This is a genomic window from Streptomyces sp. NPDC048277, from assembly GCF_040652235.1.
Taxonomy (GTDB): domain Bacteria; phylum Actinomycetota; class Actinomycetes; order Streptomycetales; family Streptomycetaceae; genus Streptomyces.
Map to the genome: position 1 here is coordinate 136,358 of NZ_JBEZLQ010000004.1, position 12,846 is coordinate 149,203.

The 12,846-nt window shown below is 71.5% G+C and carries 14 protein-coding genes; 5 read left to right on the plus strand and 9 right to left on the minus strand.

The genetic code is table 11. The features are described 5' to 3' along the window. Window positions 1-5: 5 nt before the first annotated feature. From AB0D85_RS10910 to AB0D85_RS10925, 4 genes are read right to left on the minus strand one after another with little or no spacing between them, the layout of a single operon-like run. On the minus strand, window positions 6-320 hold the full coding sequence (locus tag AB0D85_RS10910) for a DUF202 domain-containing protein (RefSeq protein WP_362316961.1): 315 nt from the start codon (window positions 318-320) through the stop codon (window positions 6-8). Further along, window positions 317-709 carry a DUF202 domain-containing protein gene (locus AB0D85_RS10915; protein ID WP_316774507.1) on the minus strand — a complete coding sequence of 131 codons (393 nt, stop codon included), beginning with the start codon at window positions 707-709 and terminating at the stop codon, window positions 317-319. The genes AB0D85_RS10910 and AB0D85_RS10915 overlap by 4 nt, the downstream gene beginning before the upstream one ends. A gap of 37 nt (window positions 710-746) precedes the next feature. Then, the gene (locus tag AB0D85_RS10920; protein ID WP_362316965.1) at window positions 747-1,250 is read right to left on the minus strand and encodes an NUDIX domain-containing protein; all 504 of its coding nucleotides are present in this window, start codon (window positions 1,248-1,250) and stop codon (window positions 747-749) included. Between the two features lie 33 nt (window positions 1,251-1,283). Continuing rightward, window positions 1,284-2,177 (minus strand): DMT family transporter, encoded by an 894-nt coding sequence (locus tag AB0D85_RS10925; RefSeq protein WP_362316967.1) that lies wholly within the window; start codon window positions 2,175-2,177, stop codon window positions 1,284-1,286. A gap of 390 nt (window positions 2,178-2,567) precedes the next feature. Here AB0D85_RS10925 and AB0D85_RS10930 point away from each other — a divergent pair, with 390 nt between their 5' ends. The 3 genes from AB0D85_RS10930 to AB0D85_RS10940 all read left to right on the plus strand — a co-directional run bounded on the left by AB0D85_RS10930 (window position 2,568) and on the right by AB0D85_RS10940 (window position 4,960). Then, window positions 2,568-3,539, plus strand: coding sequence for a hypothetical protein (locus AB0D85_RS10930; RefSeq protein WP_362316970.1), 972 nt, complete (start codon window positions 2,568-2,570; stop codon window positions 3,537-3,539). 73 nt (window positions 3,540-3,612) lie between these two features. Next, a complete protein-coding gene (locus AB0D85_RS10935) occupies window positions 3,613-4,353 on the plus strand; it encodes a molybdopterin-dependent oxidoreductase (protein ID WP_362316973.1) in 741 nt (246 codons plus the stop codon). After that, the gene (locus AB0D85_RS10940) at window positions 4,337-4,960 is read left to right on the plus strand and encodes a cytochrome b/b6 domain-containing protein (protein WP_362316975.1); all 624 of its coding nucleotides are present in this window, start codon (window positions 4,337-4,339) and stop codon (window positions 4,958-4,960) included. Before AB0D85_RS10935 ends, AB0D85_RS10940 begins: the two co-directional genes overlap by 17 nt. 596 nt (window positions 4,961-5,556) lie before the next feature. Here AB0D85_RS10940 and AB0D85_RS10945 read toward each other — a convergent pair. Genes AB0D85_RS10945 through AB0D85_RS10960 form a run of 4 tightly spaced genes read right to left on the minus strand, consistent with a single transcriptional unit; the run spans window position 5,557 to window position 9,337 of the window. Continuing rightward, complete coding sequence (locus AB0D85_RS10945) at window positions 5,557-6,564, minus strand: L-idonate 5-dehydrogenase (RefSeq protein WP_362316978.1); 1,008 nt, start codon at window positions 6,562-6,564, stop codon at window positions 5,557-5,559. Between the two features lie 14 nt (window positions 6,565-6,578). Then, window positions 6,579-7,340 (minus strand): SDR family oxidoreductase, encoded by a 762-nt coding sequence (locus AB0D85_RS10950; protein ID WP_362316981.1) that lies wholly within the window; start codon window positions 7,338-7,340, stop codon window positions 6,579-6,581. A gap of 28 nt (window positions 7,341-7,368) precedes the next feature. Continuing rightward, window positions 7,369-8,766: a gluconate:H+ symporter gene (locus tag AB0D85_RS10955; RefSeq protein WP_362316983.1), complete on the minus strand. Its 1,398-nt coding sequence runs from the start codon at window positions 8,764-8,766 to the stop codon at window positions 7,369-7,371. 49 nt (window positions 8,767-8,815) lie between these two features. Then, window positions 8,816-9,337: a gluconokinase gene (locus AB0D85_RS10960; protein WP_362316986.1), complete on the minus strand. Its 522-nt coding sequence runs from the start codon at window positions 9,335-9,337 to the stop codon at window positions 8,816-8,818. A 127-nt stretch (window positions 9,338-9,464) separates the two neighbouring features. On the opposite strand from AB0D85_RS10960, the gene AB0D85_RS10965 reads away from it, so the two are divergent. Next, a complete protein-coding gene (locus tag AB0D85_RS10965; RefSeq protein ID WP_362316989.1) occupies window positions 9,465-10,166 on the plus strand; it encodes a FadR/GntR family transcriptional regulator in 702 nt (233 codons plus the stop codon). A gap of 15 nt (window positions 10,167-10,181) precedes the next feature. Here AB0D85_RS10965 and AB0D85_RS10970 read toward each other — a convergent pair whose 3' ends face one another. Continuing rightward, window positions 10,182-10,604 (minus strand): YchJ family metal-binding protein, encoded by a 423-nt coding sequence (locus AB0D85_RS10970; protein WP_362316991.1) that lies wholly within the window; start codon window positions 10,602-10,604, stop codon window positions 10,182-10,184. A 371-nt stretch (window positions 10,605-10,975) separates the two neighbouring features. Here AB0D85_RS10970 and AB0D85_RS10975 point away from each other — a divergent pair, with 371 nt between their 5' ends. After that, window positions 10,976-12,841, plus strand: a complete 1,866-nt coding sequence (locus tag AB0D85_RS10975; RefSeq protein WP_362316994.1) for a phage tail sheath subtilisin-like domain-containing protein — start codon at window positions 10,976-10,978, stop codon at window positions 12,839-12,841. Window positions 12,842-12,846 lie beyond the last annotated feature (5 nt).

Consider the following 12,846-nt stretch of genomic DNA (forward strand, 5'->3'; position numbering starts at 1 on the left):
GGTCCTCATACGACCAGTGCGGCGGCGCAGACCGCGATCGCGAGCGTGCACAGCACCGCCGCGGTCGCCTGCCGCGGGGCCAGCGCCGGGGGGCGGCCGGTGGTGGCGAGGGCACGGATACGGCGGTTGGCGACCAGGAGGAAGCCCAGCCAGAGGGCGCAGCAGACCACGCAGACGATCACGCCGCCGGCCGAGGAACTGTCGTGCAACGCGGACTTCGCGGCGAGTATGGCGGCGACGGTCGCCGACAGCGTCGTACGCCGCCAGGCCAGCCGGGTGCGTTCCGGCTGGAGCCCCGGGTCGCGGGCCGGTTCCGTCACCCCTCCCACCCGACGAGCACGACGATCACCATCGCGACGGCGACCACGGCGACGACCACGCTCAGCAGCGCCGGGAACCGGGACACGGGCAGGTCCTCGCCGCGCCGCATCGCCCGCTCGCAGCGCATCCAGTGGTTCACGGCGCGGAGCGAACACAGCACGCCGGCCGCGAGGAGCGCGAGCGCGAGGCCGACGCGCCAGCCCCAGCGGAGGTCGGGCAGGAACTGGTCCACGGCGAATCCACCGCCGATGAGGGCGAGGGCGGTACGCAGCCAGGCCAGGAAGGTCCGCTCGTTGGCGAGGGAGAAACGGTAGTCGGGGGTCGTTCCCTCCTGGCGCACGACCTCGGGGGCGAACCACAAACGGACGTTTCTCGCGAATTCGATCACGTATAGGAAGACTACCGGGGGGTGCGGTGTCGTTGTCCTACGGGGCGCGCAGCCTCTCCCACGCCGCCAACCCGTCCGGTACCCACTCCCACTCCCCGAGGCGGGCTGCCAGTTCCTCCTCGGTCAGGAAGTCGTGCCATGCCACCTCCTCCACCTGCGGCTGTACCGGGAGGTCGCAGCGGACCTCGTACACCGCCGACCACCAGCTCCGGCCCGCGCCGTCGTCGTACAGGAACTTGAAGAGGAACGTCGGCCGCGGGAGCCCGCTCACGCCCAGTTCCTCCTCGGCCTCCCGCAGCGCCGCGTCGTCGTAGGACTCGCCCGCGCCCACCACGCCCCCGACGAACATGTCGTACAGGGAGGGGAAGACCAGCTTGGTCGCGGTGCGGCGGTGGACGAAGACGCGGCCGGTGGTGTCGCGGGCCCGGATGAAGACGCAGCGGTGGCGGAGGCCACGCGCGTACGCCTCGCCGCGGGGGGACTGTCCGACGACCCGGTCGTGCTCGTCGACGATGTCGAGGATCTCGTCAGCAGCGCTCATGCCGCCCATCCAAGCAGCCGACGGGCGTGGGCGTCAGCGCGGCTGGAGAGCCGGCGCCGGCTCCTTCGGCGCCGTACCGCGCGGCATCGCCGGATGCAGCCCGAGCAGCACGATGCCCGCCACGATCGCCGCGAGCCCCGCCGCCTCCCAGGCCAGCGCCCCGGTGTCGGTGCGCAGCCGGTCCCCGAGGAAGCCCACGCCGCACAGGATCCCGGCGAGCGGCTGGGCCGCGGTGAGCGCGGGCAGCGAATTGCGCAGCTCGGCGGTCTCGAACGCGCTCTGCACGAGGATCAGCCCGGTGACCCCGAGGACCAGCACGCCGTACGGCTGCCAGCCGGTCAGGACCTCCATGATGCCGCCCTCGGAGAAGCGGGTGCCGGTGACCCGGGTCAGCGCGTCCTGTACGCCGTACAGCAGGCCGGCGGCCAGGGCGAGGAGGGTCGGTCCCGAGCTGAGGCGGGAGCGTTTGGCGTAGGTGGTGAGCAGCAGGGCTATGCCGACCACCACGCCGATGATCAGCCAGTGGCGCAGCGGGTTGGCGACGGCGTGGCCGCCGCGTGGCTCGCCCGCCACGATGAAGGTGGTCACCCCGCCCGCGAGCAGGATGAGACCCGCCCACCCCTGGTGGCTGAGGGGATGCTTGGTCTGGTGCCGGGAGAGCGCGAGGGCGAACAGGAGGTTCGTCGCGAGCAGTGGCTCGACGAGGGAGATCTCCCCCTTGCCGAGGGCGACCGCGCCCAGGACCATGCCGACCACCATCAGGCCGATACCGCCGAGCCAGCGCGGCACCTTCATCAGGTCGAGCAGCAGCCGGGGCGAGAGGAAGTCGCTGAGCGGGGCCGTCTGGGCGACGTTCTGCTGGAGCACGAACCCGAAGCCGAGGCAACAGGCGGCACTCACGGCGAGAACCAGAACCAGAACGGACACGCTGCGTACCTCGATCATGCGGCCGGGCTACGGGGTGCGTAGTGGCCGACTGTAGCGTTGCCGGGCGGGGATTGCTCCGGGCTTACCCGGAACCGGGCGGTTGACTCGGTCACGATGCCCGAGCCGATCACGGTGGTGGATCAGGGCGGCGGCGAGACCGTACCGCCATGGTCCGCCGCCCGGGCGGTCCGCGCCATGGCGCACGCCACAGCCGGAACCCGAAGCCCTACGGTCACGGTACGCCAACCCGGCCTCCGCGCGCGTCAAGTTCCGCCCCGTTGACGGTAGTTGAACTAAGGACCACCAGCGTTCAGCTTGACGCAAAGTCTTGGCTGGGGGTTTGCTGTGCGTGATCGGCCGATGGCAGCCCGACAACCAGGAAGTTCCGCGGTGCCCCCAACCCCGCCCCTCTTAGGCCCAGGCCGGGCCGTCGCCGAAGGTCCCCGCGCGACAGCGCACCCCGGGTGCGAACACTGTCCCGACGACGCCCTGGACGACGCCGAACTCATCTCCGCCCGTGCCGCGTTGGCCCAGGGCCGCTGGCAGTCCGCCCGCTCCCTGCTGCTCCATACGGGTGAGGACTGGGACCGCCGCGGCCACCGGGTCACCGTCCTCGCCCGCGAGCCCTACGCCATCGCCTGGGCCAGAGAGTGGCTGCTGGCCGAGCCGGGCTCCGCCGGCGCCGCCACCCTGTACGCCCTGACCCTGGTCCGGCGCGCCCTGCGCGGCAAGGAGCAGCCCGAGCGGGCCCGCGAGGCCTGCGCGGGCGCCGCCGCGCTCGCCCCGGCCGACCCCACCCCCTGGCTCGGCCTCCTCCTGCTGGCCCGTTATCTGGGCACCGACGACGAGACGCGCCGGACCTTCGGCGAGGTGCGCCGCCGTCATCCCGAGCACCACCACGCCCATCACCTGATGGCGGCCCGCATCGCGGAGACCGAGGCCGAGGGAACGTACGAACTGTGCGCCTTCGCGGAACGCTCGGCCGCCGAGGCCCCGGCCGACTCGCCGCTCGCCGTCCTCCCCGTCGTCGCGTACGCCGAACGCCATCGCGTGCTGGCCGTCACCGGCCGGGCCCCCGCCGACCCGGCCGCGGCCGGTCACTGGGCCGAGCCGTCCGCCCGGCGCGCCCTGACCGCGGCCTTCGACTGGTGGCTGGAGTGGGGCATCGAGGAGCATCCGCGCCGCCACGTCGACCTCAACCACCTCGCCCACGCCACCTCCGGCGCCGGCCGGTATGCCGAGGCCGCGGCCCTCTTCCAGCGCATCGGCCGCCATGCCACCCCGACACCCTGGTCGTATCCGGACCGCGACCCCTGCGAGGCGTTCCGGGCGGCCCGGGAACGCGCGCTGGGCGGATCATGAGAAGAGGTTGTGGATTCCTTACGGCTGCCGGATTTCGTGGCCGAGGGCGTCCCGAGGGTGTTCGAATGAGTACGTGAACCCTGAACAATCCGAGGAACCACGGCGCAGCGAGGAGGGCAGCCCGGTCGGCCGCCGGGTGTTCCTCGGCACCATCGGCCTCGGCGCGCTCGGACTGGTGACCGCGCCGGTGCTGCAGCGCGTCACCGAGTCGGTTCTCGGCACCTTCTCCGGCAAGGACCCCACGGGCCTGACCGGACTGCTCCCGAACGGCGGCGGCTTCCGCTACTACTCGGTGACCGGGTCGGTGCCGACCAAGACCGCCGCGAACTACCAGCTGAAGATCGACGGGCTGGTCGACAAGCCGGGCACCTACACCCTGGACGAGCTGCGGGCCCTGCCGCAGACCAAGCTGGTCAAGGACGTCCAGTGCGTCACCGGCTGGCGGGTGCCCGACACGCCCTTCGAAGGCGTCCGGCTCTCCCATCTCCTGGACCTGGCCGGCGTCCGGGACACCGCCAAGGCGATCCGCTTCACCTGCTTCGACGGCGCGTACAGCGAGAGCCTCACCCTCGACCAGGCGCGCCGGCCGGACATCCTGGTCGCGCTGCGCATGCAGAACAAGGACATCACCCATGACCACGGCGGCCCGGTCCGCCTCTATGTGGCCCCCATGTACTTCTACAAATCGGCCAAGTGGCTCTCCGGCATCACGGTGACGGACAAGGTGCGGCCCGGATACTGGGAGAACCTCGGCTACGACGTCGACGCCTGGGTCGGCCGCTCGAACGGACGCGACGATGAGCCTACGAGCTGAGGCACCGGCCGTGACGGAGCGGCTGCACCGCTTCACCGCCGCCGAGCGCTGGATCCACCGCACGACGGGGGCGCTGATGGGCATCTGCGTGCTGACGGCCGCCTGCCTCTACATCCCCCAGCTGGCGGTGCTGGTCGGCCGGCGCGAACTGGTCGTCCGCATCCACGAGTGCGCGGGCCTCGCCCTGCCCGTCCCGGTGCTCCTCGGGCTCGCCTCCCGCGCCTTCCGCAGGGACCTCGGCTTCCTCAACCGCTTCGGCCCCCACGACCGGCTCTGGCTCCGCGCCGCCCTGGCCCGCGACAAGCGCCCGTCCTCCCGCCCGGCGGGCAAGTTCAACGCCGGCCAGAAGATCTACGCGAACTGGATCGCCGGCGCGACCCTGGTCATGCTCGGCACGGGCCTCCTGATGTGGTTCACCCACCTGGCCCCCCTGATGTGGCGCACCTCGGCCACCTTCGTCCACGACTGGCTGGCCCTCACGATCGGCGTCGTCCTGGCGGGCCACATCGGCATGGCCATGGCCGACCCGGAGGCGAGACGAGGCCTGCGCACGGGAAAGGTGAGCCGGGAGTGGGCGAAACGCGAGCACCCACTGTGGCGCCCGTAGCCCTACCGGGCGAAACCCGACGGGCTCCCTGGAAAAGAGCCCGACAGAAACACCACTCCGCCGACGCCCACGACACTGCCGAACACCAGCGTGGTGCCTGGGGCGCCGTAGCGGCACCGCCGAACACCGCCGCGGCGGCCGAGCGCCGTCGCGGCGGGAAAACAAGTGCAGCCGAGGGGGCTCGCTGAACCCTGCCGCACGGGCATTTCTCTCCCCGCCGCGGCGGCGATCGCCCGAGACGGCGGAGCCCGGCGGTGCCCGACCGGCCGCATCACTGGACTCCAGCTGAACCCTGGCGCACGGGCTTTGCTCTCCCCGCCGCAACGGCGATCGCCCGAGACGGCGGAGTCCGGCGGTGCCCGACCGGCCGCATCACTGGACTCCAGCTGAACCCTGGCGCACGGGCTTTGCTCTCCCCGCCGCAACGGCGATCGGCCGAGACGGCGGGGTCCGGCGGTGCCCGATCGGCCGCACTACCGGACTCCAACTGAGCCCTGCCGCACGGGCTTTGTTCTCCCGCCGCGACGGTGATCGGCTCAGACCGTGGAGTCCGGCGGTGCCCAGGCGAGCCGTATCACCGGACTCCATCGGTGTCCTCAGTCCTCGAAGTCCAGCAGTACCTTGCAGGACCTGCTTCGGTCGGTGGCCAGGTGGAACGCCTCCTCGGTCTGCGGTACCGGCACCACCGCGCTGATCAGTCCGTCGAACACCGGCTCCCTGGCCAGCAGTTCCAGCGCCTCGTCGAACTCCGTGTCGAAGCGGAACGCGCCCCGGAGTTCGATCTCCCGGCTCACCACCAGGTTCCCGGCGAACGGCGACTGCCCCGGCGGCAGCATGCCCAGTTGGACGACGACTCCGCCGCGCCGTACCAGCCCCAGGCACGTGTCCAGGCCCGCCGCCACCCCCGACGCCTCGACGGCCGCGTCGACCTCGGTCGGTCGGCCGGTGTCGTCGGGGTCGTCGGCCCGTACGACCGTGTCGGCGCCCGCGATCGTCGCGTAGCGCAGCGCCTCCGGCAGCAGGTCGGTGACCGTGATGTGGGCCGCCCCGGCCGAGCGGAGCGCCGCCACCACGAGGCAGCCGATCGGGCCGGCGCCGGTGACCAGCACGTGTTTCCCGGCCACCGCCCCGGCGCGTCGCACCGCGTGCAGGGCGACCGACAGCGGCTCCGCCAGTGCCGCCCGGCGAAGCGGCAGCCCCTCCGGCAGGGGACGCAACTGCGCCTCCGGCACGGACAGTTGACTCGCGAAGCCGCCCTGGACGTGCGGGAAACGCGCCGCGCTGCCGAGGTAGCGGGTGTCCCGGCAGACGTTCGCCCTGCCGTCCGCGCACTCCGGGCAGAGCCCGCACGGAGTCGCCGGGTGCACCGCCACCGGCAGCCCCGCGAACCGTCCCGTGACGGCCGTACCCACCACCTCGTGGCCCAGCACCATCGGCTCCCGCAGCCGGAAGTCACCGACCCCGCCGTGCCGCCAGTAGTGCAGGTCCGAGCCGCACACACCGCCGTAGCGGACGGCGACCAGGGCCTGGCCGGGCGCGGGCTCCGGGGACGGCAGTTCCGTCACCCGCAGGTCGCCCTCGCCGTGGATCACACAACCCAGCATCCGCCCAGCCCCTTTCACAGCACGCTCGTCATGCCGCCGTCGACGTACAGGATCTGTCCGCTCACGAAGTCGGCCGCGGGGGAGGCGAGGAACAGCACCCCGCCCACCAGGTCCTGCGTACGGCCCCAGCGGCCGGCCGGGGTGCGGCGGCGCACCCACGCGCTGAACTCCTCGTCGTCGACCAGCGGTCGGGTCAGCTCGGTCTCGATGTAGCCGGGGCCCAGACCGTTCACCTGGACGCCGTGCGGGCCCCAGTCGGCGCACATGCCCTTGGTGAGCATCTTCAGCGCGCCCTTGGTCGCCGCGTACGGCGCGATGCCCGGCCGTACCACCTCGCTCTGCAGCGAGCAGATGTTGATGATCTTGCCGTGGCCGCGCGGCGTCATCCGGCGCGCGGCCTCCCGGCCGACCAGGAACGCGCTCGTCAGGTTGGTGTCCAGGATGCGGTGCCAGTCCGGGTCCGTGAACTCCAGGAGCGGTGCGCGCAGTTGCATGCCCGCGTTGTTGACCAGGATGTCGAGCGGGCCCACCCGTTCCTCGACGTCCTCGATGCCCGCGGCCACCGAGGGCCCGTCCGTCACGTCGAACACGGCCGTGTGGACCGTGCCGGGGAGCTCCGCGGCCGCCTTGGCGAGCCGTTCGGGGTCCCGGCCGTTGAGGACCACCGTGCAGCCGGCCTCCGCCAGGCCGCGGGCCAGCGCGAGGCCGATGCCCCGGCTGGAGCCCGTGACCAGGGCGGTCCGGCCGCTGATGTCGAAGAGGGGGTGAGCCGTCATCGTCGTACCGCTCCTAGATCGCGAGGGACTAGATCACAAGGGACAGGAGGAGGACCAGGCCGCCCGCGACGACCGAGATGATGCACTCCATCACCGACCAGGTCTTCAGGTTCTGGCCGACGCTGAGCCCGAAGTACTCCTTGACCAGCCAGAATCCGGCGTCGTTGACATGGCTCAGGAACAGCGAGCCGGCGCCGATGGCGAGGACCAGGAGGGCCGTGTGGGTCGTCGACATGTCGGCGGCCAGGGGGGCCACCAGGCCCGCCGCGGAGACCGTGGCGACGGTGGCCGAGCCGGTCGCGAGGCGGATCGCCACCGCGATCAGCCAGGCCAGCAGCAGTGCCGGGATGGACCAGTCCTTGGATATCTCCAGGATCATCCGGCCGACTCCGCAGTCGATCAGCGTCTGCTTGAAGCCGCCGCCCGCGCCGACGATCAGCAGGATGCCGGCGATGGGCATGAGGCCCTTCTCGACGGTCCCGGAGATCCGTTCCCTGGTGAACCCGGCCGGCCGGCCCAGCGTGAAGATGCCGACGATCACGGCCGCGAGCAGGGCGATCAGCGGGGAGCCGATGACGTCGAAGACACGCTGGACGGTGTGCGTCGGATCGTCCACGACGATGTCCACCAGCGCCTTGGCCAGCATCAGGACGACCGGGAGCAGGATCGTGGCGAGGGTCGCGCCGAAGCCGGGGCGCTTGTCCAGATCCTCCGACGGGCGCTGCGGGAGCATCCGGTCGGGGGCCTGCACGTCCACCCAGCGGGCGGCGACCTTCGAGAACAGCGGACCGGCGATGATCACGGTCGGGATCGCGACCAGGACGCCGAGGGCCAGGGTCACACCCAGGTTCGCGTGGACCGCGTCGATCGCGACCAGCGGGCCGGGGTGCGGCGGCACCAGGCCGTGCATCACGGACAGGCCCGCGAGGGCCGGGATGCCGATGCGCATCAGGGAGTAGTTGCCGCGCTTGGCGACCATCAGCACCACCGGGATCAGCAGCACGATGCCGACCTCGAAGAACAGCGGCAGACCGATCACGGAGGCGATCAGCACCATCGCCCACGGCATCGCGCGCCCGCCGGCCTTCGCGAGGATCGTGTCGACGATCTGGTCCGCACCGCCGGAGTCGGCCAGCAGCTTGCCCAGGATCGCCCCGAGCGCGATCAGGACACCCACGCCGGCGACGGTGGAGCCGAGGCCGGTGGTGAAGCTGGTGATGACCTTGTCGAGCGGTGCCCCGGCGAACGCGCCCAGCGCGAGCGAGCCGATGGTCAGCGCCAGGAAGGCGTGGAGCTTGAACTTGGTGATGAGCAGGACGATGACCGCGATGCCCGCAAGCACGGCGATGCCCAGCTGGGCATGTCCGGCCGAGGTGATGGGCGCGACGGTGTCCGCTGCCAGCATCTCGACGCTGAGTCTGGTCACGGGGATTCCTTGCAGTTATGGGGACAAAGGGGGGAGTTGAGGGGGGAAGCTACTGAGGGGTGAGGTCGGGCAGCGTGTCCAGCGCCCGCACCGCCCGGGCGGTGATCTCCTCGGGGGTGCCGGAGACGTCCACGGAGACGCCCGGCTCGTCCGCCGCCAGCGGCTGGAGCGTGGCGAACTGGGAGTCCAGCAGCGCGGTCGGCATGAAGTGACCCTGCCGGTGCGACATCCGGTCCTCGATGAGCTTCCGGTCGCCGGTGAGGTGGACGAAGACGATGCCGGGGGCGGCGGCGCGCAGCCGGTCGCGGTACGACCGCTTCAGCGCGGAGCTGCTGACCACCCCGCCGAGCCCCTCCCGCCCGTGCGCCCAGGAGCCGATGGCGTCCAGCCACGGCCACCGGTCGGCGTCCTCCAGCGGGTGCCCGGCGGACATCTTGGCGATGTTGGCCGGCGGGTGGAAGTCGTCGCCCTCGGCGTACGGGACGCCGAGCCGGGCGGCGAGCAGGGGACCGATCGTGGTCTTGCCCGTACCGGCGACGCCCATCACTACGACGACGTGGGGGGTCCGCATCACTGCCTCGCTGTCTTCCTCATCCGGTGTCGGCCTCACTGAAACCCATTAGGTACGACGAATTCAAGAGTGTGTGACATATAAGTCTGACTTTTTGGCTCGGTGATCCACTCTGTACGCTGAGTGCATGAGCACACCGGGCCGGGGGTTGCACGGCCGCGTACTGGACGCCCTCGGCCCCGCGATCACCGCGGGCGAGTACCCGCCGGGCAGCGTCCTGCGGACGGACGAGCTGGCCCAGCACTTCGAGGTGTCGCGCTCCGTGATGCGCGAGGCCGTCCGGGTCCTCGAATCCATGCACCTGGTCGAGTCCCGCCGCCGGGTGGGGGTCACCGTCCGACCCAAGGCCGAGTGGAACGTCTACGACCCGCAGGTCATCCGCTGGCGGCTGGCCGGCGCCGACCGCCCGCACCAGCTGCGCTCGCTCACGGTGCTGCGCTCGGCGATCGAGCCGGTGGCGGCGGGCCTGTCGGCGAAGCACGCCACGGCCGAACAGTGCGCCGAGCTCACCGAGTGCGCGCTCGGCATGGTGGCCAACTCACGCGGCCACCGGCTGGAGGCGTACCTCGTCCACGACATGGCGTTCCACCGGGTGATCCTCGCCGCGTCCGGCAACGAGATGTTCGCCCGGCTCGGCGACGTCGTGGCCGAGGTGCTCGCGGGCCGTACCCATCACGAGGTGATGTTCGAGGACCCCGACCCGGCCGCCGTCACCCTCCACGTCCAGGTCGCGGAGGCGGTGCGGGAGGGCGACGCGGCCCGTGCGGAGCTGCTCACCCGAGAGATCACGGTGGGCGCCCTGCACGAGCTGGACATCCTGGCGCCGTAGGTCCCCGGACGGCCTTCAGTCCAGGAACTCCCCGTCCACGTACACCCATGCCCCGTCCACGCGCTCGAACCGGCTGCGCTCGTGCAGCGAGCCGCCCTGGAAGGACGCGCGGAAGGTCACCGTGCCGGTGGCGTGGAAGGCCGAGCCGTCGGTCGTCCCCAGGATCTCCAGACCGGTCCAGCGCATCCCCGGGTCGAAGTCGATCCGGGGCGGGCGCGTTCGCGGATGCCAGGTTCGCAGCAGATACCCCTCGTCGCGCTTGACGAAGGCGCAGTAGCGCGAGCGCATCAGCCGCTCCGCGGTGGGCGCCGCGGCCGCACCCCGGTGGAATCGGCCACAGCACTCTTCGTACGTCTCCGCAAGACCGCAAGGGCAGGAGGGGTTGTGAACTGGGGCGGAGTCGTGCTGCCGCCTGGATTGCGAGGTACGTCGGGACATGGGATCCATTCTGCTGCACCACTGGCTGTGTGAATTCTGTGAACTACCTGATCCGACACGTGCCCATCCCGTGCGGGTCGTACAAGCCTGTCTTCATCGAACCTCCCTGCGGGCTGGCGTGAACCGGACTTGCTCCTGCAACGACCGACTCACCATGGTGGAGGTGCACTTGAGCATCAGGAGTCACAAGCGTGCGTGCTTGACCCGGGCGGCCGTCCGTCCGGGGTACTGACGGGGGAAACTGATACGGGGTGCGTGGCCGGTGCGTCTGGACGCGCCGGGGACCGATTCTGCCGCGCGCATCCCACCACCTCTCCCTCTGCCGCCTCTTGGTGCCTGCCACCGGTGCCTGAGAAGGGATAGGAGGGGGAATGCCGACGAATGCCGTGAGCGCCGCGAGGCCGACGTATCCGGGCGTCTACGTCGAAGAGCTTCCCAGCAGCACCCGCACCGTCTCCGCCGTGACCACCTCGGTGACCGCGTTCGTGGGACACACCCGGCGCGGCCCGCTGAACCAGCCGGTGCGCGTCACCGGATTCGCCGACTTCGAGCGGCGCTTCGGCGGCCTGAGCGCGCAGAGCCCGCTCTCCTACGCGGTCCACCAGTTCTTCGGCAACGGCGGCACCGTCGCCGTGATCGTCCGCGTCGCCAAGGCCGGCAGCGGCAAGGCCGCCTGTGTGGTCCTGGAGTCCACCGAGGGCCACAGCGAGACCCGGGTCCTCGAAGTGCACGCCAAGGAACCCGGCGTCTGGGGCAACGGACTGCGGGTGGCCGTCGACTACGACACCCCGGACTGCGAGAAGACCTTCAACCTGCGGGTCTACGACGCCCGGGGCGACGCCCGCGAGAGCTTCAACGGCCTGTCCATGGACGCCGACAGCGGCAGTTACGCGCCGACCGTCGTCAACGCCGGCTCGCGGCTGATCCGCGTCGAGGCGGTCGGCGAGGGACGCCCGGACCCGTCCGGCACGGTCTCCAAGCCGTTCGGCCACCGGTTGCCCGACCTCGCCGTCGACCTCACCGTGAAGATCGGTGACGTGGAGCGTGAGTTCAAGCTCTACGACCCCGACTGCGACGGCGAAGCCCCGTCCACCGTGGCCGAGTTGGCGCTGCTCCTCGAACGCAAGCTGAGGGCGCTGCCCGACGCGCCCGGCAGGCACGCCTTCGCCGGCGTCGAGGTCACCGCCTTCGGCCGCCGTGTCCAGGTGGTCGCCGGCTCCACCGACCCCGAGGACGTCGTCCGGTTCCTCGGCGAGTGCGCCAACGACCTGGGCCTGGAGGCCTCGGTCAACCCGCCGGTGTTCCCGCTGGCGGGCGGTGAGGACGGGGAAGCCCCCGGCCCGCGCGACCTCATCGGCTCCGAGGCCGACAAGACCGGCATCCAGGCGCTGCGCCAGGTCGCCGACGTCAACCTGCTGTCGCTGCCCGAACTGGCGTCGTACGAGAAGACCGAGGACGCCCTCACCGTCGTGTCGGCGGCCCAGCGGCTGTGCGAGGAGCGGCGGATCTTCCTGCTCGTGGACGCGCCCGCCACCTGGGTGAGCGTGGACTCCGCGCGGGCCGGGATCTCGGCCTTCGACGCCGTGCGCGGCAACCACGCCGGCCTGTACTTCCCGCACATCCAGCTCACCGACCCGCTCACCGGGCGGCTGCGCGCCTTCCCGCCGTCCGGCGCGGTCGCCGGCGTCGTCGCCCGCACCGACTCCGAGCGCGGAGTCTGGAAGGCACCGGCGGGCACCGAGGCCCAGCTGGTCGGAGTGCACTCGCTCACCGTCGATCTGACGGACCGTGAGACCGGCCTGCTCAACCCGCTCGGCGTCAACTGCCTGCGCACCTTCCCGGTCACCGGACCGCTGGTCTGGGGCGCGCGCACCCTCGAAGGCTCCGACGCCCTCGACAGCGCCTGGAAGTACGTGCCGGTGCGGCGGCTCGCGCTGCACGTGGAGGAGAGCCTCCAACGCGGCCTGCAATGGGTCGTGTTCGAGCCCAACGACGAGAACCTCTGGCAGCAGATCCGGCTGTCCGCCTCCTCGTACCTGCACACGCTCTTCCGCCAGGGCGCCTTCCAGGGCAGCACCCCGCGCGAGGCGTACTTCGTCAAGTGCGACCACGAGACCACGACGGCCGACGACGTCGCGAACGGCGTCGTCAACGTGCTCGTCGGCATCGCGCCGGTCCGTCCGGCCGAGTTCGTGGTCGTCAAGATCCAGCAGACGTCCGGCCAGTTCGCGCTCTAGCGATT

What these genes read in the sequence shown, in the direction of transcription:
- AB0D85_RS10920 (WP_362316965.1), bottom strand. Translation starts at nt 1,250, where the DNA reads ATGAGCGCTGCTGACGAGATCCTCGACATCGTCGACGAGCACGACCGG.
- AB0D85_RS10940 (WP_362316975.1), top strand. Translation starts at nt 4,337, where the DNA reads ATGAGCCTACGAGCTGAGGCACCGGCCGTGACGGAGCGGCTGCACCGC.
- AB0D85_RS10945 (WP_362316978.1), bottom strand. Translation starts at nt 6,564, where the DNA reads ATGCTGGGTTGTGTGATCCACGGCGAGGGCGACCTGCGGGTGACGGAA.
- AB0D85_RS10950 (WP_362316981.1), bottom strand. Translation starts at nt 7,340, where the DNA reads ATGACGGCTCACCCCCTCTTCGACATCAGCGGCCGGACCGCCCTGGTC.
- AB0D85_RS10960 (WP_362316986.1), bottom strand. Translation starts at nt 9,337, where the DNA reads ATGCGGACCCCCCACGTCGTCGTAGTGATGGGCGTCGCCGGTACGGGC.
- AB0D85_RS10965 (WP_362316989.1), top strand. Translation starts at nt 9,465, where the DNA reads ATGAGCACACCGGGCCGGGGGTTGCACGGCCGCGTACTGGACGCCCTC.
- AB0D85_RS10970 (WP_362316991.1), bottom strand. Translation starts at nt 10,604, where the DNA reads ATGTCCCGACGTACCTCGCAATCCAGGCGGCAGCACGACTCCGCCCCA.
- AB0D85_RS10975 (WP_362316994.1), top strand. Translation starts at nt 10,976, where the DNA reads ATGCCGACGAATGCCGTGAGCGCCGCGAGGCCGACGTATCCGGGCGTC.